General features: G+C 68.0%; 22 protein-coding genes. 9 read left to right on the top strand and 13 right to left on the bottom strand.

Annotated features, from left to right (window positions below; all coding sequences use genetic code 11):
• Nucleotides 1-68: 68 nt before the first annotated feature.
• Nucleotides 69-1574: an HD domain-containing phosphohydrolase gene (locus ACEN9Q_RS28810; protein WP_495626864.1), complete on the top strand. Its 1506-nt coding sequence runs from the start codon at nt 69-71 to the stop codon at nt 1572-1574.
• Nucleotides 1575-1673: 99 nt separating this feature from the next.
• A complete protein-coding gene (locus ACEN9Q_RS28805) occupies nt 1674-3878 on the top strand; it encodes a hybrid sensor histidine kinase/response regulator (protein WP_495626863.1) in 2205 nt (734 codons plus the stop codon).
• Between the two features lie 16 nt (nt 3879-3894).
• Here the strand turns inward: ACEN9Q_RS28805 and ACEN9Q_RS28800 are convergent, their stop codons facing one another.
• Entirely contained in the window at nt 3895-4227 is a 333-nt protein-coding gene (locus tag ACEN9Q_RS28800) for a hypothetical protein (RefSeq protein WP_495626862.1), read from the bottom strand.
• 222 nt (nt 4228-4449) lie between these two features.
• Between ACEN9Q_RS28800 and ACEN9Q_RS28795 the strand changes: the two genes are divergently transcribed.
• The 3 genes from ACEN9Q_RS28795 to ACEN9Q_RS28785 all read left to right on the top strand — a co-directional run bounded on the left by ACEN9Q_RS28795 (nt 4450) and on the right by ACEN9Q_RS28785 (nt 7577).
• Complete coding sequence (locus tag ACEN9Q_RS28795; RefSeq protein ID WP_495626861.1) at nt 4450-4842, top strand: PPC domain-containing DNA-binding protein; 393 nt, start codon at nt 4450-4452, stop codon at nt 4840-4842.
• Between the two features lie 148 nt (nt 4843-4990).
• The gene (locus ACEN9Q_RS28790; protein ID WP_495626860.1) at nt 4991-5632 is read left to right on the top strand and encodes a hypothetical protein; all 642 of its coding nucleotides are present in this window, start codon (nt 4991-4993) and stop codon (nt 5630-5632) included.
• A 115-nt stretch (nt 5633-5747) separates the two neighbouring features.
• On the top strand, nt 5748-7577 hold the full coding sequence (locus ACEN9Q_RS28785) for an ABC transporter ATP-binding protein/permease (protein WP_495626859.1): 1830 nt from the start codon (nt 5748-5750) through the stop codon (nt 7575-7577).
• Between the two features lie 43 nt (nt 7578-7620).
• On the opposite strand, the gene ACEN9Q_RS28780 is transcribed toward ACEN9Q_RS28785, so the two are convergent.
• The 6 genes from ACEN9Q_RS28780 to ACEN9Q_RS28755 all read right to left on the bottom strand — a co-directional run bounded on the left by ACEN9Q_RS28780 (nt 7621) and on the right by ACEN9Q_RS28755 (nt 13602).
• Nucleotides 7621-9576 (bottom strand): GAF domain-containing sensor histidine kinase, encoded by a 1956-nt coding sequence (locus ACEN9Q_RS28780; RefSeq protein ID WP_495626858.1) that lies wholly within the window; start codon nt 9574-9576, stop codon nt 7621-7623.
• Between the two features lie 271 nt (nt 9577-9847).
• Nucleotides 9848-10351 (bottom strand): hypothetical protein, encoded by a 504-nt coding sequence (locus ACEN9Q_RS28775; RefSeq protein ID WP_056448577.1) that lies wholly within the window; start codon nt 10349-10351, stop codon nt 9848-9850.
• Between the two features lie 87 nt (nt 10352-10438).
• Nucleotides 10439-10639 (bottom strand): hypothetical protein, encoded by a 201-nt coding sequence (locus ACEN9Q_RS28770; RefSeq protein ID WP_157202103.1) that lies wholly within the window; start codon nt 10637-10639, stop codon nt 10439-10441.
• A 94-nt stretch (nt 10640-10733) separates the two neighbouring features.
• On the bottom strand, nt 10734-12176 hold the full coding sequence (locus tag ACEN9Q_RS28765) for a LutB/LldF family L-lactate oxidation iron-sulfur protein (RefSeq protein WP_495626857.1): 1443 nt from the start codon (nt 12174-12176) through the stop codon (nt 10734-10736).
• Complete coding sequence (locus tag ACEN9Q_RS28760) at nt 12173-12856, bottom strand: LutC/YkgG family protein (RefSeq protein WP_056449209.1); 684 nt, start codon at nt 12854-12856, stop codon at nt 12173-12175. The genes ACEN9Q_RS28765 and ACEN9Q_RS28760 overlap by 4 nt, the downstream gene beginning before the upstream one ends.
• Nucleotides 12853-13602 carry a (Fe-S)-binding protein gene (locus tag ACEN9Q_RS28755; RefSeq protein ID WP_495626856.1) on the bottom strand — a complete coding sequence of 250 codons (750 nt, stop codon included), beginning with the start codon at nt 13600-13602 and terminating at the stop codon, nt 12853-12855. The genes ACEN9Q_RS28760 and ACEN9Q_RS28755 overlap by 4 nt, the downstream gene beginning before the upstream one ends.
• 81 nt (nt 13603-13683) lie before the next feature.
• Between ACEN9Q_RS28755 and ACEN9Q_RS28750 the strand changes: the two genes are divergently transcribed.
• A complete protein-coding gene (locus tag ACEN9Q_RS28750; protein ID WP_495626855.1) occupies nt 13684-14400 on the top strand; it encodes a FadR/GntR family transcriptional regulator in 717 nt (238 codons plus the stop codon).
• A 190-nt stretch (nt 14401-14590) separates the two neighbouring features.
• Nucleotides 14591-14962: a hypothetical protein gene (locus tag ACEN9Q_RS28745; protein ID WP_495626854.1), complete on the top strand. Its 372-nt coding sequence runs from the start codon at nt 14591-14593 to the stop codon at nt 14960-14962.
• A gap of 224 nt (nt 14963-15186) precedes the next feature.
• Here ACEN9Q_RS28745 and ACEN9Q_RS28740 read toward each other — a convergent pair whose 3' ends face one another.
• Nucleotides 15187-15930: a metallophosphoesterase family protein gene (locus tag ACEN9Q_RS28740; RefSeq protein ID WP_495626853.1), complete on the bottom strand. Its 744-nt coding sequence runs from the start codon at nt 15928-15930 to the stop codon at nt 15187-15189.
• Nucleotides 15931-15998: 68 nt separating this feature from the next.
• Complete coding sequence (queC, locus tag ACEN9Q_RS28735) at nt 15999-16700, bottom strand: 7-cyano-7-deazaguanine synthase QueC (protein ID WP_495626852.1); 702 nt, start codon at nt 16698-16700, stop codon at nt 15999-16001.
• 163 nt (nt 16701-16863) lie between these two features.
• Between queC and ACEN9Q_RS28730 the strand changes: the two genes are divergently transcribed.
• Nucleotides 16864-18684 carry an autotransporter assembly complex protein TamA gene (locus ACEN9Q_RS28730; protein ID WP_307189031.1) on the top strand — a complete coding sequence of 607 codons (1821 nt, stop codon included), beginning with the start codon at nt 16864-16866 and terminating at the stop codon, nt 18682-18684.
• Complete coding sequence (locus ACEN9Q_RS28725) at nt 18684-23162, top strand: translocation/assembly module TamB domain-containing protein (protein WP_495626851.1); 4479 nt, start codon at nt 18684-18686, stop codon at nt 23160-23162. The genes ACEN9Q_RS28730 and ACEN9Q_RS28725 overlap by 1 nt, the downstream gene beginning before the upstream one ends.
• A 172-nt stretch (nt 23163-23334) precedes the next feature.
• Here ACEN9Q_RS28725 and ACEN9Q_RS28720 read toward each other — a convergent pair whose 3' ends face one another.
• The 4 genes from ACEN9Q_RS28720 to ACEN9Q_RS28705 are packed head-to-tail and all read right to left on the bottom strand — an operon-like array spanning nt 23335 to nt 25562.
• The gene (locus ACEN9Q_RS28720; RefSeq protein ID WP_495626850.1) at nt 23335-23757 is read right to left on the bottom strand and encodes a DUF1801 domain-containing protein; all 423 of its coding nucleotides are present in this window, start codon (nt 23755-23757) and stop codon (nt 23335-23337) included.
• A 15-nt stretch (nt 23758-23772) separates the two neighbouring features.
• Nucleotides 23773-24186, bottom strand: coding sequence for an SRPBCC family protein (locus tag ACEN9Q_RS28715; protein ID WP_056448606.1), 414 nt, complete (start codon nt 24184-24186; stop codon nt 23773-23775).
• Nucleotides 24183-24506, bottom strand: a complete 324-nt coding sequence (locus ACEN9Q_RS28710) for an ArsR/SmtB family transcription factor (RefSeq protein ID WP_056448609.1) — start codon at nt 24504-24506, stop codon at nt 24183-24185. The genes ACEN9Q_RS28715 and ACEN9Q_RS28710 overlap by 4 nt, the downstream gene beginning before the upstream one ends.
• Nucleotides 24507-24563: 57 nt before the next feature.
• Nucleotides 24564-25562, bottom strand: a complete 999-nt coding sequence (locus ACEN9Q_RS28705; protein ID WP_495626849.1) for a quinone oxidoreductase family protein — start codon at nt 25560-25562, stop codon at nt 24564-24566.
• Between the last annotated feature and the right edge of the window lie 59 nt (nt 25563-25621).

The raw sequence follows: 25621 nt of genomic DNA, 5'->3' as shown, positions 1-25621 counted from the left end.
ATCGGTGCTGCCGTAACGCAATACCGTCGCTCTTTTGACCTGACACGTTCACGAAATTGGATCGTCTTATGTCCTTCCTGTCCTCAGCCGCGCCGAAGCTTGCCCCTTGGAAAGTACTGCTCGTCGACGACGAACCGGACATCCATGACATCACCAAGCTCACGCTGTCCCGTTTCCGCCTCGACGGCCGCAGCCTGTCGTTCCTGCACGCGTACAGCGGTGCCGAGGCGAAAGCCATCCTGGCGCGCGAGAAGGATATCGCCCTGGTGTTCCTCGACGTGGTCATGGAGCGCGAGGACAGCGGCCTGGAAGTGGCGCGCTGGATGCGCCAGGAGCTGGACAACCAGTTCACCCGCATCGTGCTGCGCACGGGCCAGCCCGGCCAGGCGCCCGAGGAACGCGTGATCGTCGACTACGACATCAACGACTACAAGGAAAAGACCGAGCTCGACCGCACCAAGCTGTTCACGACGACGTTCGCCGCGCTGCGCGCCTACCGCGACATCATGAAGGTCGAGGACGCCCGCCGCGTCCAGCAGAATTACCGCGAGGGCCTGGAGCGCGTGATTTCGGCGTCGTCGCACCTGTTCAAGCAGCGCAACCTGAAGGATTTCGCCAGCGGCCTGCTGCAGCAGGTCGTCGCCCTGCTGCGCCTGGAGCAGAGCATGCTGCTGCGCGTGGCCGGCGCCAGCGTCATCGCGGGCGAAAGCCAGTACGAGGTGCTGGCGCGCATCGGCGACGTCGGCGAACAGGACATCGGCCCGGAACTGATCGCCCAGCTGGACGAGGCGCGCCACAACCGCATCTCGAAACTGCACGGCGATACCTATGTCGGCTATTTCCCGAACAACAGCGGCAAGGCGTCGCTGCTCGTGCTCAAGGGCGTGGAAGAGATTGACGAAATCGACGTGCAATTGCTCGACGTCTTCTGCTCGGGCGTCGCCATCGCCTTCGACAACATCCTGCTGAACCAGGAAATCACCGACACCCAGGCCGAACTGATCCTGCGGCTGGGCGACGTCGTCGAGTCGCGCTCGAACGAGGCCGGCAACCACGTGCGCCGCATGGCCCAGGTGTGCCACATGCTGGCGCTGGAATCCGGCATGCCGGACGACGAGACGGCCGTGCTGATGCATGCGGCGCCGATGCACGACGTGGGCAAGATCGCCACGCCGGACGCCGTGCTGCTGAAGCCGGGCCGCCTCACGCCCGAGGAATGGGACATCATGAAGCAGCACCCGACCATCGGCCTGCAGATCCTGGACGGCTCGCAGCGTCCGATCCTGAAGGCGGCCGCCGTGATCGCCCACCAGCACCACGAAAAATGGGACGGCAGCGGCTATCCGCAGGGGCTCAAGGGCGCCGACATCCACCCGTACGCCCGCATCGTGGCCGTGGCCGACGTGTTCGACGCCCTCACCCACGAGCGCGTGTACAAGAAAGCGTGGCCCATCGACCAGGTACGCGACTACCTGCACGAAGTGGCGGGCCAGCACCTCGATCCGTATTATGTCGACATCCTTATCCGCAACCTCGACAAGGCTGCCGAGATCAACGAACGCTGGCCGGACTGACGCACGAGCCCCCCTTTCCGCCAGGCCGGGACAAGCCGGGCATTGTCGGGTAGTATGCTGAGCTTCGAGGCAACGTTGTCACGACTGCCATTCCGGCCCATGCGTATCCGAACCCGACTGCTGATCCTGATCCTCGTGATCCTGGTCCCCGCCTTCGTCGCGGCGGTGCTGGCCGTGTGGTATGTCTATCAGGAAGAGCGGCTCGCCCAGGAAACGAGCGTCAGGGAAGCCGTGCGCGCCTTCGCCCTCGTGGTCGACAACGAACTCGAAACGAAGGAAGGCATCCTGCACGCGCTGGCGAATTCGCCCGCGCTGGCCCGGGGCGACTTCGACACCTTTTATCGCCATGTCAGGTCGCTGGCTCCGACCGACGAGACCGCGATCATCCTGATCGACCTGGACGGGCGCCAGCTGATCAACACGCGGGCCCCGCTGGGCGCGCCGCTACCGTTCCGGCGCGCGTCCAACATCGACGGCCTCATGAAACGCGACGGCGCCGACCGCACGATCGTGTCCGACCTGTTCGTGTCGGCCATCCTGCACCGCCACGACTTCGCCATCCAGGTGCCGGTGCGCGTGGACGGCGCCATCCGCTATTACCTGTCGATGGGCGTGAACGCCGCCATCCTCCAGAACGTGCTGCGCGAACAGCGCTTCCCCGCCGAGTGGCAGGCCACCATCCTCGACCGCAACGGCAAGGTCGTCGCGCGCTCGCTCGACGTCGAGCAGTACCGCGGACGCAGCGTCAGCAACATGGCCATGTCCCTGTTCGCCGCCCACCGCGAAGGCGTGTTCTCCAACAAGAACCTGGCCGGCATTCCCGTGCAGGCGTTCTACAGCACCGTGCCCTCATCGGAATGGAAAGTCCTCGTCAGCATTCCCACGGCCGACCTGCGCCGCGTGCCGCTGCATGCGGCGACGTTCCTGGCCACGATCATGGCCGTGCTGCTCGTGCTGTCGTCGGTGGCCGCGCGCCGGTTCGCACGCCGGGCCGCCATCCCGATCGAATACCTCGGCCGCAGCGCCGAAGACCTCGGTGCCGGCCGCGAAGTGCACTACCAGCCCCAGGGCATCATCGAGATCGACGCGGTGGCGCAGCGCATGGCCGAAGCCAGCCGCCAGATCCTCACGGCCCAGGCCGAGCTGGAACGGCGCGTGGCCGAAGCCGTGGCCGCCAGCGAGCGCGCCCAGAGCGCCCTCGTGCGCGGCCAGAAGCTGGAAGCCCTCGGCCGCCTCACGGGCGGCATCGCGCACGAATTCAACAACCTGCTGCAGACGCTGACGACGGCCCTGCAACTGGCCTCCCTGACCGCGAACCAGCCCAAGGTGCTGAGCCTGGTCGACACGTGCAAGCGCACGGTCAGCCGCGCCACCGCGCTCACGACGCGCCTGGGGTCGTTCGGCCGCGTGCAGGACGCGCGCCTGCTGACGGTCGACCCGGGCGAACTCGTGCGAGGCTCCGTGCAACTGCTGCGCGGCGTGCTGCGCCAGGGCACGCGCATGGAGGTGCAGTGCGTGGACGACCCGTGGCCCGTGACCGTCGACCCCGTGCAGTTCGACCTGGCGCTGCTGAACCTGGCGATCAATGCGCGCGACGCGATGCCGGACGGCGGCCGCCTCGCCATCGAGGTGCGCAACTGCACCCTCGAGCCGACGGTGGAGCGCACCGGCGGCGACTATGTGCGCGTGAGCGTGACCGACACCGGCACGGGCATGCCGCCCGAGGTGCAGGCGCGCGCGCTCGACCCGTTCTTCACGACGAAACCGCCGGGCCAGGGCTCCGGCCTCGGGCTGCCCCAGGCGTACGCCTTCGCCACCCAGTCGCGCGGCTGGCTGACCTTGTCGAGCACCGTCGGCGCCGGCACCTCCATCGACATCTACCTGCCGCGCTCGCACCAGCCGCTGTCGGCCGTGGCGGCGCGCGCCGACGCCCAGGCGCCGGGCCGCGGCAGCGGGCGCGTGCTGTTCGTCGAGGACGATCCGCTCGTGCGCGAAGCGGTCGTGCGGGGCCTCGAGGATTGCGGTTTCGACGTGATGGTGGCCGCGGACGGCGACAAGGCGCTCGCCATGCTCGACGCCGGCCTCGATGCCGACGTCGTGTTCTCCGACATCGTCATGCCCGGCAAGGTGAGCGGCATCGACCTGGCGGGCCTGCTGCGCGAACGCCGTCCCGGCCTGCCGGTCGTGCTCGCCACCGGCTACACCGACCAGCGCGCCGTCATCCCGGGCGTGCAGGTGCTGGCCAAGCCCTACGAGATCGACCAGCTGGTCGAACTGCTGTCCAACCTGTCCACCCCGCGCTGAACCGCCGTTTCAACCATTAAAGCCGCAGCGTGACCCGCTCGCCGTCGACTGCGACCGTGCACAGGGTGGCGTTGGCCTGGCGCCCCGCCGACGTGGCGCAGTCGGCGCGGACCGGCTTGCCCTGGTAGCTGCCGTCGAACTTGCCGTCGCCGTGCAGCAGCGAGATCTGGTCGTCGATGACCTTGGCGCCGTTGACGAAGATGCGGACGTCCGAGCTGTCGATCAGTTCGCCATGGATGTCCAGCTTCCCGTCGCGGCTCGTGTAATGACTGTCGGTTACCGGCGCGAACGTGGCGCAGCCGGACATTGTGACGGCCAGAATGGCCGCGATCGTGAATTTGGTTGACATCTTTGTGTAATCTTCGCCTATCTTCGCGCTTCTCTTCGGGAACACGCCATCATACTGATATTTTTCTGAAAATCAATATTCAAAAAATACAATTTATGTTTATTTTTTGCAATGTAAATTCCTGTCAAATCTCAATATTTACAATTCCCATATGGAAACTATCGGTTGCATTCCTCATGGGCGGTCAGGCGTAGAATGAAGGGGATCATGGAGGACACCAACATGCAGACCCTGCCCCTGCGAATCGGCGCCGGCCAAGACCTGCGCACCGTGCTCGACGCCCTCGTCGCGCAGCACCACGTGGAAGCCGCTTTCGTCCTGCAAGGCGTCGGCAGCCTGTCCGTCGCCCGGCTGCGCTTCGCTGGCCGGGCGGAATTCACGGAACTGCGCGGCGACCTGGAAATCCTCACGCTGGGCGGCTCGCTGTCGCCGGACGGCCCGCACCTGCACGTGTCCGTGGCGGACGACGGCGGCCGCGTCCTCGGCGGCCATCTGGGCCCGGGCTGCATCGTGCGCACGACGGCCGAGGTGCTGGTGGCGCTGCTGCCGCGCCACCGGTTCCGGCGCGAGTTCGATCCGGCGACTGGGTTCGACGAATTGTTCGTGAAGGCCTAGGGCGCCAGCCAGGGCTTGCTTGCCGTATTGCAACTTGCGTCGTAGACTGCGATCAGGATTGCGGCCAATGACCTGAAAGAAGCTCTTGAAATCCACGACATCCCCGTCCCAACGCCTGCTGAATCTCCTGGTGCCAGACATGGAGGCAATGGGCTACCGCTACCGTAAGACCGACAATATTTTTTCGAAAACGAACGGCGAGGCTGTCGACCGGTTCAGCGTCTCCTTTGACGGCCGCGGCGGACTGGTGTCGGTAAATGGAGGGTTCAGCGTCCTGCTTCCGAAAGTGGAAACGCTGCTCTCCCGGGCGTTTAAGCCGAGGTATTCATGGTCGGCAGGGGCATCGTTCCTGAATGCAGGCGCCAAGCCCCATCAATACGACCTCTTTGTGATGAAGTATGCGGAGCTGACGCCGAAACAAAAGGCGGCAATCGATCCCGACCTGGTCCATCCTCAGGAGCGGATCGACGAAGCCCGCGCCTGCCTGCTCGACATTCACGAACGACACGCCCGCAAACTGTTCGAGCAGGTGACGACCGCCCGCGCCCTCTACGACCTGATGCTCGACGCCATGCGCGGGGACGTCTGGGCTATGCGGATGTCGGTCCAGTTGCCCGTGGCGATGCGCAATGCGCTCGTCCTGGGCGCTGCGCTCGGCCTGGATACGAACGACATCTATCGCTACGCCGAGGCATACGACGTCCGCCACAAGACGCAGTTCGCCACGAACAGCGTACGTGAAGCGGATGCATTCCTGTCCACCGCAAGCCCCGGCGATTTGGGGCTCTGATCCGCTGTCGCACCACGGTGCGACGCTATGTCCGTTTCCGCACCGAACGGTCGCGCGCCCGGTCGTATGCTCGAGGGTAAAGACACTACCCCGCCGCCGACCGCAGAGACCGACCATGACCACGCCCACTTCCGCACCCACCGGCGCCGCAACGGATGACGCTCCGTTACCCAGGCCCGCGCCCCTGTCGTTGGCCGCGTGGAAGCAGTTCCTCAACGTGGCCCGGCCTTACTGGCTGGGCGATCAAAAGAAGAGGGCGTGGACGCTGCTGATGCTGCTGATCGTCCTGATGCTGGTCGACACCAAGCTGGCCGTCATGCTGAACAACCAGACCGGCGAGCTGACCTCGGCGCTGGCCGCGCGGAACAGCGGCCGCTTCTGGACGTCGGTGCGGGCCTGCCTGTCGATTCTCGCGCTCGCGGTGCCGACGTACGCCTTTTATTACTACATGCGCGACCTCTTCGCGAACCAGTGGCGGCGCTGGCTCACCGGCCGCTTCCTCGATGGCTACCTGAAAGGCCGCAAATACTACGAGCTGGGGTCCGGCAGCGAGATCGACAATCCGGACCAGCGCATCAGCGAAGACATCAACACGTTCACGGGACGGTCCATCAACTTCCTGCTGATCTTCCTGGGGTCGATCATGCAACTGGTCGCGTTCAGCACCGTGCTGTGGTCGATCTCGCACGTGCTGGTCGGCGTGCTGGTGGCGTATGCCGTGATGGGCAACGTGGTCGCCCTCTACTTCTTCGGCAGCCCGCTGATCCAGCTGAATTTCTGGCAGTTGCGGCGCGAGGCGGATTTCCGTTTCAGCCTGATGCGCCTGCGCGAAAATGCCGAATCGATCGCGTTCTACCGGGGCGAGGCGCAGGAACGGACGCACATCGACCGCACGTTCGACAAGGTCATCCGCAACTTTGCCACGCTGATCAAGAAACAGCGTGCGCTGAACTTTTTCCAGCGCACGTTCAGTCAGCTCACCGTGGTGCTGCCCTATGTGATCCTGGCCGGCGGCGTCCTGTCGGGCGAACTGGAGGTGGGCCGCGCGACGCAGGCCGCCGGCGCGTTCAGCGCCGTGCTCGGTGCAGTGGGCGTCATCGTCGACAACTTCGAGAGCCTCAGCCGCTTCGTGGCGGGCATCGGCCGCCTGCAGGCGTTATCGAACCTCGTCCTGCCCGGTGTGGCACCCGCGCCCGCGACCGCGGCCGGCGCCAAGCGCCCGTGCATCCGGATGACGCCGTGCACCCACCTGGCGCTGGAATCGCTGACGCTGTGCCCGCCGCAATCCGACCGCGTGCTGATCAAGGAGCTGAGCCTGGTGTTGAAGCCGGGCGATGCCCTGCTCATCACCGGCGACAGCGGCTGCGGCAAAAGCTCGCTGCTGCGCGCGATCGCGGGCCTGTGGCACGAAGGCAGCGGCGTGATCCATCATCCGCCCATCGAAGACGTGTTCTTCCTGCCCCAGCAGCCCTACCTGCAGGCGAGCACCCTGCGCAGCCAGCTCATCTACCCCAGCGTGCGGTGCGACCTGAACGACGGGCAGTTGCTGGAGATCCTGGAGCAGGTTCACCTGCCGCGCCTGGCCGAACGCGTGGGCGGCCTGGACGCCGTGCAGGACTGGGAAAAGCTGTTGTCGGTCGGCGAACAACAGCGCCTGGCGTTCGGCCGCGTGCTCGTGCACAAGCCGGATATCGTCATCCTGGACGAGGCGACGAGCGCCCTCGACAGCGGCAACGAAGCGTCCCTGTATGCGCGCCTGCGCGACAGCGGCGCCACCCTCGTCAGCATCGCCCACCGCGCCGGCGTGCTGCGCCACCACACGCATGTGCTGCATCTGCACGGCGACGGCGGCTGGGAAGTGATCGAAGCCAGCGGCTACGAGTTCGACAAGCCGGCGACCCCGGCGCCGGCGCGGCAGCCGGTTGCCGCGTCGTTCGTCGGATAGGACGACAATGTGCGCGGCCGGCGCCGGCGCGTGCCGCTGAGACTCAGGCGGCCTTCAGCGCGGGCCGGACGGACTTGCGCGGGAAGCGCAGGTGGTAGCGCAGGCCTTGTCCCGGACTGCTCTCCACACGCAGCGTGCCACCCAATACGCCGGTCGCGAGGTTGTACAGGATGTGCCCACCGAGGCCGCTGCCGCCGCTGCCCCGCTTCGTCGTGAAGAACGGGTCGAACAGCTTGGCCAGCGTCTCCGCATCCATGCCCGCGCCGTCGTCGCCATAATCGAAGACGACGTCGTCGCCGTCGAGCGCCGCCTGGATCGTGATGTGGCCGTGCTGGTCGCGCTCGAAACCGTGCATCAGCGAATTGACGACCATGTTCGTGACGATCTGCGACACGGCGCCGGGAAAGCTCTCCAGCAGCAGGTCTTTCGGGCAGTCGATCGCGACTTCGAGCGGCCGGCCCTTCAATTTCGGCTGCAGCGACAGCAGCACCTCGTTCAGGTACGTGCCGAGATTGAAGCTGCGGATGTCGTCCGACGACTGGTCCACCGCCACCTGTTTAAAACTGCGCACGAGGGCCGCGGCGCGCTGCGTGTTGGTGGTCATGATGCGCAGCGACTGGTCGACGACGTCGAAGAACGCGCCCAGGCTGTCTTCCGTCATCTCGCCCGCCGCCAGTTCCTCGCGCGTCAGCTTGAGTTCCTGCACGAGGTGGCTGGTGGCCGTCACGCAGATGCCCAGCGGCGTGTTGATCTCGTGGGCGACGCCGGCGACCATCTGGCCCAGCGACGCGAGCTTTTCCTTGCGGACGAGTTCCGACTGCGCTTCCTGCAACTGGTGCAGCGCCTGTTCGAGGGCGGCGTTCTGTTGTTCCAGGCGCTCCTTGGCCTTGCGGATGGCGCGGTCGGCCTGCATGCGCGCGATGGCCACCGCGACGTGGCTGGAAATGAAGGCCAGCAGGTCGAGGTCGGCCTTGGTGTAGACGATGGTCGGATCGTAGCTCTGCACGACCAGCACGCCGTACGCCTTGTCGTGCACGAGCATCGGCGCGCCGATCCAGCTGGCGATGTCCGTGTTCCCCAGCGGGTGCTTCACCTTGCCGGCCGCGTGCAGGCGCGCGAAGCTGCCGGCGTCGTGGAGCTGCGCCTGCTTGGTCTGCAGCACGTACGACACCATGCCCATCCCGAACGGGAAGCGTTGATGGGGCGCCTCGCTGTCCTTTTCGTCGGCGAAGTATGGGATGCTGATTTCGCCCGTGTCCGGGTGCGTGAGCGCGATGAGGAAGTTCTTCGCCATCATCAGCTCGCCGATGATGGTGTGCAGGCTCGCGGCCAGCACGTCGGTCTCGAGCGCGGTCGCGGACAGGTCCGCGATCTGGTACAGCGCATGCTGCACCTGCTCGGCGCGGCGGCGCTCCGCGACCTCGCGCGCCAGCGCGCGGGTGCGCTCCTGCACGGCGCGCTCGAGGCGGTCCATGCTCTGCAGGCCCTGCAGCGCGTTCGACACGTGGCTGGCGATCAGCTCGAACAGCGCCTGGTCTTCCGCGTTGTACGTGTGTTCCGGGACATAGCTCTGGATGACGACGGCGCCCAGGACCTCGTGCTGCTGGTCCAGCAGCGGACACCCCATCCAGTGCTCGGCGATGCTGCCCGTGCCCCACGCCATCCCCGTCTCGCGCTGGCGCATCTCGTCGGCCGTCATCGCGAGCGGTTGTTTGTTGAGCATGATCCAGGCCGTCGGCGACTGGTCGGGCGACGCGAGCGTCACGCGCTCTTCGGGACTCGGCCCCTGGTCGATCGAATCGACGAAGTAGACGAAGCGGACCGTGTTGTCTTCGCGTTCGGCCAGCGTGACGTAGAAGTTCTCCGCATACATGATGCGGCCCAGCGCGCGATGCACCGCGCCGATGAACTCGGTGACGTCGGTGCAGCTGGCGGACAGGTGCCCGATGTCGAGCAACATGGCCTGGACCGCTTCCAGGCGGGCGAGACGGTCTTCCATCGATTCCCCTTATCGGACCATAAAGATGCGTTCGGGAAATATTATCAGCTTGGGGCGTGACTGCGGGGGTTGTGCCGCCAAAAACCACACACCCGACGTCCGGCCGCCTGGTTACGCCGCCGCATCGCGTGCCTTACGCGTGGGCGGAGGCCGCCCACCCTACCGCTGGTGGCGTCAACGCATCGCGCACGTCATGCGTAGGGTGGGCACCCCGTGCCCACGCGTGACGTCACCACATCGCGCACGTACGCGTGGGCGGAGGCCGCCCACCCTACCGGGGCGCGCGGAAATCGTTTTCGATCCAGGTCGTGGCCGACCCGGGGGACAGCTTGAAATCCGGCGCCACCCGCACCTGCGCCACGCGCTCGCCCATCTCGTCGAAGGCGCTCAGCAGCGCATACGGATTGTCCTCGTCCGGGACGATGTCCAGCGTCACCTTCAGTTCTCCCTCGGCGGTCGACACGACGGTGCTCTTGTGCAGCCGCGCGTGCAGCTGCTGCTCGTGGCGGCGGATCACCTCCGACGCCGTCTTGACGAGCGTGTGGAAGGCGGGGGTATCGAGCGGCTTCGGATTCTTCTTGTCGCGGCCCATGGTCCAGGGGCCGACGAGGGCCGGCTCGGATTCGCCATCCTTGTACATGGCCACGGCCCAGCCGTCATCGTCCTCGTTCTTGATGACGCGCGCGGTCCAGCCGTTGCCCTGCCACAGGCGGGGCTCCTGCACGGGGGCGTCGCTGTCCTGCTCCGGAGCGTGGTCGGGGGTTTGGTCGTTCATTCTTGCGGTCTCGGTCGTGCGGGCATACGCCCAGAAGCGAGATCATAGGCCTTCGCGGCGCACTGGACAAGCGCCGATTCCGTACTGCTAGATGATGCGCAGGTCCGGGCCGCGTGGCGGCACGATGGGCGGGCCGGGCGGCGTGTTGCGCGGGTCGATGGCCGGCGACGGCGACGGGATATGGCGATTGAACGGATTGATGATGATGGGTGGAATCGCCGGCGGTGCCGAGGGCGGATTCTTGTAGCCGGCCGCGTCCAGATTGCGGTGGTTCAAAACACATTGCATAGAATGCCTCCTGCAACAGAGCAGGCTGTCAGTATAGACTTCGAGTCCAGCATTGCAAGGCTTGATTTCCGGCCACTTTTCCCACTTCATGCGGTCATGGCTGCCGCCGCTCGCGCAGCAGGTCCGCCAGGCTGCGCGGCGCCGGAATGAGCGGCGTGCGGTACTTCGTCCAGCCCAGCTGGTCCCTCGGTGCCAGGGCGCGCAGCCGCGTGGCCGCCCAGCGGAACATCCGGTAGACGGCGGGCCGGGCGAACGCGCCGCGCCAGAAGCGCCAGACGAGGCGCTCGCCGCGGCTGTACCTGGCGCCCTGTCCGCGCAGCGGGTGTTCGACCGCGGCGTCGGGAGCGCGGTTGGCCTCGGTGCGCAGGCGCACCAGCAGTTGCGGAATCGGGATGCGCACGGGGCAGACGTCGCCGCACGCGCCGCACAGGCTCGATGCGGTGGCGAGATCCGCCGTCGACTCGAGGCCCAGCAAATGCGGCGACAGGATCGCGCCGATCGGCCCGGGGTACGTCGTGCCGTACGCATGGCCGCCGATGCGTCCGTAGACGGGGCAATGGTTCATGCAGGCGCCGCAGCGGATGCATTGCAGCGTGGTGCGCAACTCTTCGTCGGCATACGCCTGCGTGCGGCCGTTGTCGAGCAGGACGAGGTGCAGCTCGCGCGGCCCGTCCAGTTCTCCAGAGCGGCGCGGGCCCGAGATCAGGTTGAAGTAGGTCGTGATGGCCTGGCCCGTGGCGGACCGCGTCAGCAGGCTCGCAAGCGGCACGATGTGTTCCAGCTTTTCCACGACTTTTTCGATGCCCATGATGGCGATGTGCACGTCCGGCACGGTGGTCGCCAGGCGGCCGTTGCCCTCGTTCTCGACGAGCCACAAGGTGCCCGTGTCGGCGGCGGCGAAGTTCACGCCCGACAGGCCGATGTCGGCGTCGACGAACGCATTGCGCAGGGCGTGGCGTCCGGTCTGGATGAGCTGGTCGACGTCTTCCGTGTACGCCGTTCCCGGAATGTGCTCGGCGAACAGCGAACCAATGTCGGCGCGCGTCTTGTGAATCGCCGGCATCACGATGTGGGACGGCTTTTCGCCCGCCAGCTGGACGATGTATTCCCCCATGTCCGATTCCAGGCATGCGATGCCGCGCTGCTCGAGGTAGTGATTGAGCTCGATTTCCTCGCTCGCCATCGACTTGCCCTTGACGATGCGGCGGGCGCCATGGCCGGTCGCGATGCCGTGGATGATCGCATTGGCTTCGTCCGGCGTATCGGCCCAGTGGACGTTGGCACCTGCCGCCGTCAGCGTCGCTTCCAGCCGTTCGAGCAGCGCGGGCAGTTTCGCCAGCGCGTTCCTGCGCACCGCTTCGCCGAGGTCGCGCAGGCGCTGGAGCTCGTCCTCGTCGCCGAACTGGCTGCGGCGCTTGTCCTGCAGGAAGGCCATCGCGCCGCGAAAACTCTGGCGCAACTGCGGGTCGTCCAGCGCCGCGCGGCTGCGCGCGTGGAAATCGTGCGGCGGCACGAACTGCAAGGGGGACGTGGTCATGTCGACTCCTCGGTGACGATCACGACCCACGTCCAGCGCGGACCGTGCGCGCCGAAGGCCAGGGTCTGCTGGATGTCGGATGTCTTCGACGGCCCGGTCGCCAGCACGAGATTGGCCGGCATGCCGTCCTGCCAGCGCTCCGCGTGCAAGGCCTGGTGCAGGTCGGCGTGCAGCGTGTGCGCATGGACGAGCGCGATGTGCAGCGGCGGCACGAGCGACACGGTGCGCGGCGCCGCCGCATCCGGCGCGAGCACCAGCGTGCCGGTGGCCGCGATGCCCGAGCGCGCGACGGTGAAGCCGGCATCGACGGTGCCGAACAACTCTGCTTTCCAGTCTTCCAGCGGGCGCTCGAACGCGAGCGCCTCGACGCCGGCCGGCAGCGCGGCGCGCAAGGCCCGGCCTTCCGGGCTCGCGGTGTCGACAACGATCCTGGAAACGCCCGCCGCGGCGATGCGCTCCGCCAGCTGCGCGGGCCATTCGCCGGCACGCGCGCACCAGGCCTGCGCGCGCACGGCCTGCAGCGCGGCCTGCATGCGTTGCGCCAGCACGGCCGGCGCGGGCGGCGGGTCCTCGCGGCGCGCGGCGAAGTGATCATCGATGCGGCGTTCGAGATCAGTGATGCCGGCATCGCGCGCGGCGGCGCCGCGCAGGCGGCCCAGGATGCGGTCGCGCGCGCTCATGACGGCGCCCCCATCCGGCGCCACAGGAAGCTGGCGAGATGTTCGACATCGAGCGGCGCGCCCTGGTGCTGCGCGGCGTGGCCGATGTTGAGCAGGCACGCGCAGTCGGCCGACACCACGCGGCGGCACCCCGTCGCGCGCACGGACGCGATCTTGTCCTTGACCATGGCGCCGGAAATGTCCGCATGCTTGATCGAGAACGAGCCGCCGAAGCCGCAGCATTCGGATTCGCGCTCGTGTTCCACGCGCGTCACGCCGGGCAGCGCGTCGAGCAGGGCCACGCCGTGCGTGCGCGTGCCCATCTCGCGCCGTGCGGAGCAGGAGGTGTGCAGCACGACCTCCTCGGTGCCAGCGACAGGCGCCCCGGCCGGCATCTGCCACCCCGGCACGCACGTCAGGTATTCGGCGAATTCGTGCACGCGTTCGGCCAGTGCCCGTGCCTGCGGGCCAAGGACGGCATCGTTGCGGAACAGCGCCGGCCAATGCTTGCGCATCATCCCGGCGCACGACCCCGAGGGCACGATCACGGGCCAGGGCTCGGGAAACAGGTCCAGCTGGGCGCGCGCGACGGCCCGCGCCTCGTCCGGATTACCGCTGCTCCACGCGGGCTGGCCGCAGCAGCTCTGGCCGCGCGGATAGTGGACGGTGATGCCGGCCGATTCCAGCACGCGCACGGCGTCGAGCCCCGCCTGCGGCATGAACAGGTCGATCACACAGGTGCCGAACAGATACACGTTGCGAGTCATGCAGTGCTCCTCTTTTGATCGGCACATATTTCCAGTATTCTTTACGCATCACAAACTGGTTGGGCCAGAGAAGGAGGACGCGTGGTCACAGGGAACCGGCCGACCGGCGGACGGGTCAACGCCATCACCCGCAAGCTGGAAGACGCATTACTCGACGGAAGTTTTCCGGCCAATGCGAAACTGCCGTCGGAGCGCGCGCTGGCGGAACGTTATGGGGTGTCGCGCAACACCGTGCGCGAAGCGATCCAGCAACTGGGGGCGCGCGGCCTCGTGCACATCCGGCCGCGCAGCGGTGTGTTCGTGTCCGACCAGTTGCGCACGGGCGCGCCGTCGCCGTGGGGCCAGCTCATCGCCGACAGTCCCGCGCGGCGCGACGACATCCTGGAATTCCGGCGGGTGCTCGAAGGCGCCACCGCCTATTTCGCCGCGCTGCGCGGCACCGACGAGGACCTGGAACGCATCCGCGGCGCGACGGCGCGGCTGGAGCGGGCGCGCCAGGAAGGCAATCACGCCGGCGAATCGCGCGTCGACGTCGAACTGCACGAGGCGATCGCCCAGGCTTCGCGCAACAGCATGTTCCTGCACCTGCACAGCAGCATCACGAAGATGATGCGCGAGCACATCATCCGCAACGTCGACGGCTTGCGCGAGCTGAATCAGTCGGTATCGGAAAACCTGGCGCTGCAACACCGCACGATCTGCGACGCGATCTGCGCGCGCCGCCCGGAAGAAGCGCGCACGGCGATGCAGACGCACATCGACTATGTGCGCAGCCGGTTCGACGCCGACGACGACTAGCCGTTCCTGGTTGGACCAGCGCCAGGGTCGGCGCCGTTCGTCGCCGCAAGCCACCCTCCGGCCCTCGAAAATCGCAGCCTGTCGCAGTCCGCTGGAGCCGCACGGGACGTATGGATACAGTACGACCATGCCGACAACGACATGACCCGCTCAACGCGAACCCAATCAACGAGAACCCCGAGGACCCATCATGAAAAAGACCGCCGCCATCATCATCCTGTTCCTGTTCGTCCTGCTCGCCTGGAACGTCTACACGTTCGGCGACAGCGTCGTCAGCTTCGACGGCGACGAGATTGGCGGACCGCTGGGCGCCGTGCTGGCGACGGTGTTCGCGGGCGGCGGCATCCTGCTGGCCGGCCTGATCCTGCTGGTCGTGGGCGCCGTGCTCGCGGTGGTGTTCGCCGGCGTGGGCATCCTGTGCATCGGCGGCCTGGCCATCGGCGCCTGCGTGCTGGCCCTGCTGGTCTCGCCGCTGCTGCTGCCGCTGCTGGTGCCCGTCGCGATCGTGTGGTTTCTGGTGGGCCGGTCGCGCAAGCATCGGATCATGCAGCAGGCGGTCTGAATCATGCAAGGCGGGCACAGGGGTGCCCACCCTACGATCCGGCGGGCACCGGTACCCGCCCTGATATCTGTGCGATTCGTGCATGGCGGGCACGGGGTGCCCACCCTACGATCGCCGATCTGCCGTAGGGTGGGCACCCCGTGCCCACGCGTGACGTTCGCGACGTGCCGGCGTTATCGCGCCGCAGCCGTAGGCGGGCGGCCTCCGCCCACCATCCCACCGCATCAAATCCCCTCCACCAGCCGCATCGCGAACACGATCGGCAACCCGGCCGCGATGATCTTTCTCGCGGCCGCGCCGTGATCGTACGGCACCCGGAAATAGCGGATCTCGCGGGCCGCGTCGTCGAAGATCGCATAGCACGCAGCATTGTTCTGGTCGCGCGGCTGGCCCACGGCGCCGGGCAATACGAGGTACTGGTGCTGCGGCTGCAGCGCGATGGATTCTCCCGCCGCCGGCACGTGGCGGCCCATGCGGCCATCGTCCGCGCGGCGGTACAGCGCCGGTGCGTGCACGTGGCCGGAGAAGACGATGCGGCTGCCGCTGGCGCGGATGCTGCGCTCGGCCTCGTCGACGCCGGTCACGTATTCCCACTGCTGCGGCGCATGCGCGCTGGCGTGCACGAAGAACGCGTTGCCGTGCTTGTGCGTCAGCGGCAGCGCGGCCAGGAAGGCCAGCTGTTCCTGGTCCAGCTGGCCGCCGGTCCAGGCGATGACCTCGCGCGCCTCCGCATGCATCTGCGAACGTACCGGCCGCGTGACGGCATAGTCATGATTGCCCTGCACCGCCACGGCGCCGCGTTCCACGTACGCCATCACCGTGCGCACGACCCAGGCCGGATCGGCGCCGTAGCCGACGAAATCGCCCGTGAACGCGTACTGGTCGACGTGCTGGCCCTCCGCATGCGCGAGGCAGGCCTCGACCGCTTCGCGGTTCGCGTGCAGGTCGGTCAGCAGGGCGAGGCGCATGATGGGCTCAAGTTTTCGACGGCGCACGCGGCGCGGTTAGTCATCGGCAGCGTGTGCAGCCGTCCACCCTACGACCGGGCGTACTGCTCGTAGCCGCGGGCGCGCAGCTCGCACGCGGGGCACTTGCCGCAGCCGTGGCCCCAGGCGTGCGGCGCGCCCCGTTCGCCCAGGTAGCAGGTGTGGGTCTCGAAGCGGATCAGGTCGACCAGCGCCGCGCCGCCGCACTGTTCCGCCAGTTGCCAAGTCTGCCGCTTGTCGATCCACATCAGCGGCGTCTCGACCTTCAGGCGCGTGGCCATGCCCAGGTTGAGCGCGACCTGCAGCGCCTTCATCGTGTCGTCGCGGCAGTCCGGATAGCCGGAGAAATCCGTCTCGCACATGCCGCCCACGAGCACGGTCAGGCCGCGGCGATACGCGACCGTGGCCGCCACCGTCATGAACAGCAGGTTGCGTCCCGGGACGAAGGTGTTCGGCAAGCCGTTGGCCTGCATCGCGATCTCGACGTTGCTCGTCAGCGCCGTGTCGGAGATGCGAGAAATCAGCGACAGGTCGATCAGGTGGTCTTCGCCGAGGCGCTGGTCCCACGTGGCCGACAGCGCGCGCATCTTCGCCAGCACGGGCGCACGCACGTCCAGTTCGATCGCGTGGCGCTGGCCGTAGTCGAAGCCGATAGTCTCGACCCGCTCGTAGCGTTGCAGCGCCCAGGCCAGGCAGGTGGTGGAATCTTGTCCGCCGCTGAACAGGACGAGCGCGGTATCGGGTTGGTGCATAGTGAATTTCCTGAAGTAATTGTCGAGCGAGGCGTCCGCCATCACATTTGACAATCAGTTAAGATGTGGCCGGCATATTGACGAATGGAGCGACATGATTTCCGCACGACCCGACCCATGCACGGCGATGGCGCCGGCGCGATCACGAATTTTGGCACAAATCGTGCTGGCCGTGAACGCGCTATGCCTCGCTCCGGTCGCGGCCGCGCAGGATCAGCCGGTGCCACCGGCGCCGGAAGCGCCCTCCCGGGCCATCGACTACGACGTGCGCATCGATGCGCCGCGCCAGTTGCGCGAGCTGCTGGAGAAGAACCTCGACCTGATGCGCTGGCGCGGCAATCCGCGCCTCGACCGCGAACAGCTGCTGCGCCTCGTGCGCGCGGCGCCCGAGCAGATCAAGACCCTGATCGCCACCGAGGGCTATTACAGCCCGAAGGTATCGGCCGACCTCGACACGTCGGGCAGCAAGCCGGTCGTGCTCATCGACGTCGCCCCGGGCGATCCCGTCGTCGTGGGCGACGTCGACATCGAGCTGCGCGGCTTCGTCCCGTTCGACAAGGGCAGCGCCCCCATCGACGCGGCCGCGCTGCGCAACCGCTGGACCCTGCCCGTCGGCGCGCGCTTCCGCACGGCGGACTGGGAAGCGGCCAAGCGCGGCCTCGTGCGCCAGGTCGCGCAAACGCGCTTCCCGCGCGCGCAACTGCTCGACTCTTCCGCCACCGTCGACCCGGACACGCACCGCGCCCTGCTCAAGGTCGTCATCGACAGCGGCCCGGACGCGCACTTCGGCGGCCTCGAGATCGAGGGCCTGAAACGCTATCCGGCCAGCGTGATCACGAACCTGAACACGATCCGCCCCGGCGACGAATACAACGAGGCCGCGATGCAGGCGCTGCAGGGCCGCCTGCAGGACACGGGTTATTTCAGCGGCGTGGAGGTGAGCGCCGACATGTCGTCGGTGATCGCGTCGCAGGTCCGGGACCTCAAGGAAAACGAGGGCGCGACGCAGCAACCGCCGAGCGGTCCGGCCGTGCTGCCCATCCTTGTGCGCGTCACGGAGAACAAGCGCAAGAACGTGGCCCTCGGTGTCGGTTTCTCGACCAACACGGGCGCGCGAACACAGGCCGAGTACGACGACCTGAACGTGTTCGGCAAGCGCATGAAGAGCAACGTGCTGTACGAACAGAAGCACCAGGCGGCGAAGGCCGAGTTCTACCTGCCGACGACGACGGGCGGCTACAACAACAGCTTCGGCACCGGCTACGACCGCCTCGACGCCAACGGCCAGATCACGCGCACGACAAGCGTCCACGCCAAGCGCGCATGGGGCTCGCCGCTGCTGGAAAAGACGCTCACGCTGGAAGCGCTGACCGAACAGGTGACCATCGACGACCTGCCGACGACGCGCGTGAAAAGCGTGCCGCTGACGTTCTCGATCACGAAGCGCCACCTGGACAGCCTCGTGCAGCCGTCGCGCGGCTATATCGTCAATGCGCAGATTGGCGGCGCCTTCCTGCCCGTGCTGACGGACGAAAAATTCGTGCGCCTGTACACGCGCGCCCTCGGCTACAAACCGGTCGGCGACGCCGGCACCCTGATCGTGCGCGGCGAATTCGGCGCCGTCGGGTCGAAGGACAAGAACGGCGTGCCGTCGACGTTCCTGTTCCGCGCCGGCGGCGACCAGTCGGTGCGCGGCTACGGCTACCAGCAGCTGGGCGTGCCGGTCGGTTCCGCCATCACGGGCGGCCGCTACCTGCTCACCGGCAGCGCCGAATACGATTACTGGTTCAAGCCGCCGTGGGGCGCGGCCGTGTTCTACGACGTCGGCAACGCGGGCGACAATTTCCATGACCTGAAACCGAAGGTCGGCTACGGCGTCGGCGCGCGCTGGCGCAGCCCCGTCGGACCGATCAACGTCGACGTCGCCTACGGCAAGGCGGTACATAAAGTCCGCCTGCACTTCTCACTGGGATTCACGTTCTGATGGAAGCCGATCAGCAAACGCCGGAAACATCCAATCCCGCGCGCCAGCGCCGCTGGCCGCGCCGCGTCGGCATCGGCGTGGCCGTCGTCGGCGTCGTGCTGGGCGGCGCCATCTGGTACCTGGGCCGCGAGACCACGCTGCAGATGATCGCCCAGCGCGTCGCCAATGCGAGCGGCGGCAAGCTGACGCTGTCGGGCGTCACCGGCTCGCTGTACGGCCACATGCACATCGGCCACGTCGTGTTCCGCACCGAGACGTCGGTGACGACGGCCGACGACATCGACATCGACTGGAAGCCGTGGCAATACCTGTCGCGCGGCGTCGAGATCGACAAGCTGTACGCCCGCGTGCTGCGCGTGGAGACGCTGAAACCGTCGACCGAACCTGCGACGATGCCCACGAAGCTGGCGCCGCCGTTCAAGGTGGCGGTGGAAGACGCGCGCCTGGCGCAAGCCATCTTCGTGAACAAGGGCGCGACGACGGAAATCGACGACATCCGGGCGCGCCTGCACGGCGACAAGGTGCAGTGGAAGGTCGACCATGCGTCCGCGAACACGCCATGGGGGCAGGTCGCGGCCAAGGGCAGCATCGCCAACACGCTGCCGTATAAGCTCGATGCCGATGCGAGCCTGACGCAATCGCAGCCGGCCGCGCCGGCGCAGACCGCCACACCGGCGAGTCTGGGCGCGCACCTGACACTGCACGCGGGCGGCGACCTGCAAAAGACCGTCATCGACGCCACCGGCCAGGCCGCGCGCGCGAACGGCAAGGCGCGGATCGTGATGGCGCCGTTCGCCGACATCCCGCTGCAAGCCTTCACGCTCGATGCGCACGATATCGACCCGGGCTTCTTCAGCCCGACGTTGCCGAGTGCGGACCTGAACCTGGCCGTGGCCGTGCGCCTGGACCCGAACCGCAACATCGCCGGCACCGTCGACCTGACGAACGACGGCGCCGTCGGCACGCTGGACCAGCAACGCCTGCCGCTGCGCGCGATGCGCGGCCGGCTGGGCGGGAACCTGGCGGCGATGCGCATCACCGACGTGCTGATCGACGTGGGCGCCGCCGGCCGCTTCACGGGCAGCGGCAGCGTGCAGCACGGGCCGGACGAAAAAGGACTCGGCACGGCCGAATTCGCGCTGCACACCGACCGCTTCGACCTGCACCAGGTCTACGGCAGCATGAAGCCGACGCAGATCGCGGGCGACATCAAGGTCGCGAACACGAAGGACACGCAGACGCTGGACGTCAACCTGGCGGACGCCGGCATGCGCCTCGCCGCGCAGGCGGCGCTGGCGAACGACGTGCTGACGGTGCGCGACGCGCGCCTGTCCGCGGGCAAGAGCAGCGTGCGCGCGACGGGCAGCGCGAACCTCAAGGACCGCAAGCCGTTCAAGGCGAATGCCGTCGTCAGCCGCTTCAACCCGGCCGATTTCGGCGCGTTCCCGAAGGCCGACATCAATGCCGAGATCAACGCGGCCGGCGCGCTTTCGCCGCAGTGGAAAGTCGGCGCCGACTTCGCGGTGCGTCCAAGCCGGCTGTTCGACCAGCCGCTGTCCGGCCGCGGCAAGCTCGATGCGGACGCGACGCACGTGCACGACGTCAACGCCACGCTGGCGCTGGGCCAGAACACGGTCGACCTGCACGGCGCGTTCGGCAAGCCGGGCGAGCGGCTCGCGTGGAAGGTCGACGGCAAGCAGCTGTCCGCCCTGCGCGGCGACCTGTATGGCGCCGTGCTCGCGAGCGGCGTCGTCACCGGCACGATGCAGGCGCCGCGCACCACGTTCGACGTCGACGCGCGCGGCCTCGGCTGGGTGCCGCGGGAACGCAGGAACGACAGCGGTTCCGTGCACGCGAGCGGCGAGGCGTGGTTGTCCGGACCGGCCGGCGCGCGCATCGCCGACGTCACGGCCAAGGGCGACATGCAGCGCCTGAACCCGGCCGCCTTCGGCTCGCCGCTGGCCGGCAGCATCAACGGCAGCTTCACCGCCAGCGGCCGCACGGGCGCGAACATGGGGGGCGCCGTCGACCTGGCGCTGCAGGATTCCACGCTGTCGAAATCGCCGCTGTGGGGTCACGCAAGACTCGCCGCCGACAAGCACCATGTGTCGAACGCCGACGTCGACCTGCACCTGGGCGGGAACGTCGTCGCGGCCAGCGGCGCGTTCGGCAGCGGGCGCGACACGCTGAACTGGCGCATCGACGCGCCGCAACTGGCCGCGCTCGGCCCGGACTTCGGCGGCGCGCTGCACGGGTCCGGGACGGTGTCCGGCACGATGGACACGCCGTCGCTGACGGCAGCGCTGGAGGGACAGAACATCCGCGCGCTGGGGACGCAATCGGTGCGCGCGCTGAAGGCCACCGCGAATCTCGGCGCCGGCCGCGGCGCCGCCGATCCGCTTGCGCTGGACGTCGCCATCACGGACTACGCGAGCACGACGACCGACAAACAGGGCAACGTCAACGAGACGCGCATCGCCTCCGCGCGGCTGACGTCGACGGGCACGCGCGGCGCGCACACCATCCAGGCGGCCGCGCGCGGCGACACGTTCGACGCCGCGCTGGCCGTGCACGGCGGCCTCACCGGCAATGCGTGGAACGGCACGGTCGATTCGCTGAAAAACAGCGGCCGCTACGCCATGACCCTGGCCGCGCCGACGCCGCTGCACATCGCGGGCGCGCCCGGCACCGGCCTCGCGGGCCTGGCCAAGCCGGAGCAGATCGCATTCAACGGTGCGACGATCAAGCTGCCGGCCGGCTCGGTGACGGTGGAGTCGCTGGCCAAGATCGGCCCGCGCTGGAACACGCGCGGCAGCGCCAGCGGCGTGCCGGTCAGCTATCTCGCGCAATCCTCGGACGCCATGCGCCAGAACGTGCGCGGCGACCTGACGCTCGGCGCGCAATGGGCCATCGACCTGCACGCGCCCACCGCGCCCGGTGCCGTGCCGCAGCTGGCCGGCAGCGTGCACGTGTTCCGCGAAAAGGGCGATCTGATCGCGGGCGACGTCTCGCCGATCGCGCTGGGCCTGCGCCAGCTCGACCTGCGCGCCGACGTCGCCGGCGGCGCGCTGCGCACGCAGCTCGCGCTGGACGGCGCGCGCATCGGCAACGCCCGCGTGGACGCCACCGCGCAACTGCTGCAAGGCCGCGTCGACAACGACAGTCCGCTCAAGCTGACGGCCAGCGCGAACCTCGGTTCGCTCGCGTGGGTGTCGCCGCTGCTCGGCCAGCCGGGCCTGGAAGTGGACGGCGCCCTGCGCCTGGCCGTGAACGGCACGGGCACCGTCGGCGCGCCCACCCTCAACGGCAGCATCGAGGGCGACGGCCTCGCCGTGCGCTGGCCGGACCAGGGCGTCCGCCTGCGCAACGGCCAGCTGCGCGCCCTGCTCGCCGGCGACCAGCTGCAATTGCAGCGCCTGACCCTGGAAGGCAACAGCGGGCGCGCGACCGCCGACGGCGTCGTCCGCTTTGCCGGCGGCGAGGCCACGATGAACCTGAAACTCGTCGCGGACAAGCTGGAAGCCCTGTCGCGCCCCGACCGCACCGTCGTCCTGAGCGGCCAGGCCAGCGTCGTGCGCGACGCGCACCAGTTCCGGGTCGAAGGCAACTTCAAGGCCGACCGCGCGCTCGTCGAACTGGCGCCGCAGGACCGGCCGACGATCTCGGACGACGTGATCGTGCTGGGCCGCGGCAACGCGGCCGCCGCACCGGCGCAGAAGACATCGAGCGTCCCCCTGACGATCGACCTGACGGCCGACCTGGGCGACGACTTCCACCTGCGCGGCATGGGTGCGGACGCCTACCTCGCCGGCAGCGTCCGCGTGCAGAAGGTGGGCGACCGCCCGCCGCGCATCAACGGCACCGTCAGCACCGCCAGCGGCACGTATGCCGCGTACGGCCAGCACCTGGCGATCGAGCGCGGCGTGATCACGTTCAGCGGTCCGTACGACAATCCGTCGCTGGACATCCTCGCCGTGCGCAAGCGGCCCGACGGCGAGCAGCTGAGCGAGACGAACGTCGAAGCGGGCGTGCAGGTGCGCGGCACGGCGCTGTCGCCGTCGGCGCGGCTCGTGTCGACGCCGAACGTGTCCGACAGCGACAAGCTGTCCTGGCTCGTGCTGGGCCACGGCATGGAAGCGACGACGGGCAGCGAGGCCGACGTGCTGAGCGCGGCCGCCGGCGCCCTGCTGGGCGGCAAAGGCGGCACGGGCGGCATCACGAGCAAGCTGGCGAATTCGCTCGGCGTGGACGAACTGGGCGTGCGCCAGGGCGCGGGCCAGGCGTCGGGCCTGGAAAACACGGTGGTCACGGTGGGCAAGCGCATCTCGTCGCGCCTGTACCTGAGCTTCGAACAGGGCGCAGCCACCGCGTCGAGCGTCGTGCGCGTGCGCTACAAGATCAACCCGCGCATCACGCTGCAGCTGCAGACGGGCACGAACACGGCGCTGGACGTGCTGTATTCGTGGGCGTTCGACTGATCCCATCGGCCTGGTGGGCACGGGGTGCCCACCCTAAGGCTGACATTGCCGAAATCTGGGGCGTTCGACCGATCCGTCGGTCTGGTGGGCATAGGTGGCCCGCGGATAACGCAACGTAGGGTGGGCTCCCCGAGCCCACCACGAATTGCCGAAAACGTGCCCTGCCCCGAATTTACGCGACGGCTTTCGCGCGCTTCGGCTTCGCCTTGGCGGCCGCGTTGAGTGCCGCCGCGGCGCGGATGAGCGCCCGGAATGCGGCGGCATCGAGCTCCTCGCCTTCATGGATGTCGATGGCGCGCCGCGCGTTGCCGTCCAGGCTGGAGTTGAACAGGCCGGAGGGATCGTCCAGCGACGCGCCCTTGAGGAAGGTCAGCTTCACGTGCGCCTTGTACGACTCGCCCGTGCAGATGATGCCCTGGCTGGACCAGACAGGCGTGCCCATCCACTTCCACTCTTCCTCGACGCCCGGCACCGCTTCCTTGATGAGTGCGCGTACCCGGGCCAGCGTCTCGCCGCGCCAGTCGCCCAGGTCGGCGATCCGGCGGTCGATCCGCACGGACGCCGGCACGTCCGAGGACGAAATCTCCTGTTTCATGTCTCCTCCTTTGGCCTAGTCGCCGAGCTTCGCGAGAACCTCGTCGAGGGCGGTGGTGAATTTGTTCCAGCCGTATTTTGCACCATTGTAAGCCGCGTCCTGGCCGGGCTGGAAGCCCGTCTGCTCCACCTTGAGGTGCGTGCCCGCGCCCGCCGGGGTCAGGGTCCAGGTGACGACGCTGTCGAGGCCCATCGCGGCCCAGGTGTAGGACAGCGAACGGTTCGGCTCGATCTCCAGGACCTGGCAATCGACGGAACCCCAGTCGCCGCGCAGGCTGAAACGGTGGTTCAGGGCGGGCACGAAATCGTTCTTCATCAGCCAGGCCTCGATGAGGTGCGGCTGGGTCAGTGCGCGCCAGATCTTTTCCGGCGGGTGAGCAAATTCACGTTCGACGGTGACGGTGCGCGTTTGGAGCGAGGTATCGTTCATTGGTCCATCCTTTTCAACAGGTCTTCCAGGTCATCGAACCGGCTCTCCCAGAACCGGGCCATTTGGTTCGTCCAGTCGGTCAACGGTGCGAGCGCACCGAGCTGTGCGGTGTAATGCGTCTGGCGTCCTTCATGCCGGTCGCGCACGAGCCCGGCCAGCTTCAGCAAGCCCAGATGCTTGGACACGGCCGGCTGCGAGATGCCGGCCCGGGCCGTGAGGGCCCCGACCGTCTGCTCGCCGTCGCGGCACAGCGATTCGAAAAGGGCGCGCCGCGTCGGGTCGCCGAGTGTCCGGAAAATAATATCGTGAGCGTCTGTCATGGCTATTTATAACCGAGTGGCTATGGGTTTAATCATAACCACCCAGTTATGGGTTGGTCAAGCGCTTTTTTGATGGTCCGGCCGCAGCAGCACGGCGCCGCTGGTCCGTCCCGCTTCCAGTGCGGCATGGGCCTCTGCCGCGCGTGCGAGCGGCAGGTCGAGCCCGACCGGCACGCGCAGCCCCGCCGCGAGCCGTGCCAGCGTGGCCTGCACGCCCTCGCGGTACAGCGCGGGTTCCGTCATGAAACGCATCACGCTCGGGCGCGCGAAGGCGAGCGCGCGCGGGGCCGCGATCTGCATCAGATCGACGGGTTCGACCTTGCCGCCGGCCTGGCCGACGTTGACCGCCATGCCGTAGGGACGCACCGCGTCGAAGGTGCGCAGCAGGTTCGCGCCGCCGACGCCGTCGATGGCGTAATCGACGCCGCGGCCGCCGCCGAAATCGCGCGCCGCCGCCACGAAATCGTCTTCGCGGTACAGCACGACGCGTTCGGCGCCATGCGCCAGCGCGAGCGCCGCCTTGTCGCGGCTGCCGACGGTGCCGATGACGCGCGCGCCGAGCGCGCTCGCCCACTGGGTCAGCACGAGCCCGAGGCCGCCGGCGGCCGCATGCACGAGGACCGTGTCGCCGGGGCGGAGCTGGCGCACGTGGGCGAACAGCATATGCGCCGTGACGCCGCGCAGCAGGCCGCCTGCGGCGGCGTCCAGCGCGACGTCGTCCGGCACGGCCACGAGACGCTCGGCCGGCACGTTGCGCGCCGCCGCGTAGGCGCCCATCAGCCCCGTGTACGCGACGCGCTGGCCCGGCACGCATCCGGTGACGCCGGGCCCGAGCGCCTCGACGATGCCCGCCCCTTCCACACCGAGTGTGGCCGGCAATTGCGCGAGCGGATACAGCCCGTTGCGGTAATAAACGTCGAGGAAATTCACGCCGGCCGCCACCTGGCGCACGCGCACCTCGCCCGCCGCCGGCGGCGCGAGCGCGAGACGCTCGACTTCCAGTTCTTCCGCGCCGCCCTGGCGGTGGATGCGCACGTGTTCGATCAATTCATCCATATGACCTCCTGATGTGTGAGGCTTCATGGTAGATTGATTAAAAATCGTCGGAAATCCAA

Source organism: Massilia sp. Masssp93 (assembly GCF_059491295.1).
This window is presented reverse-complemented; position numbering and strand designations above follow the sequence as displayed.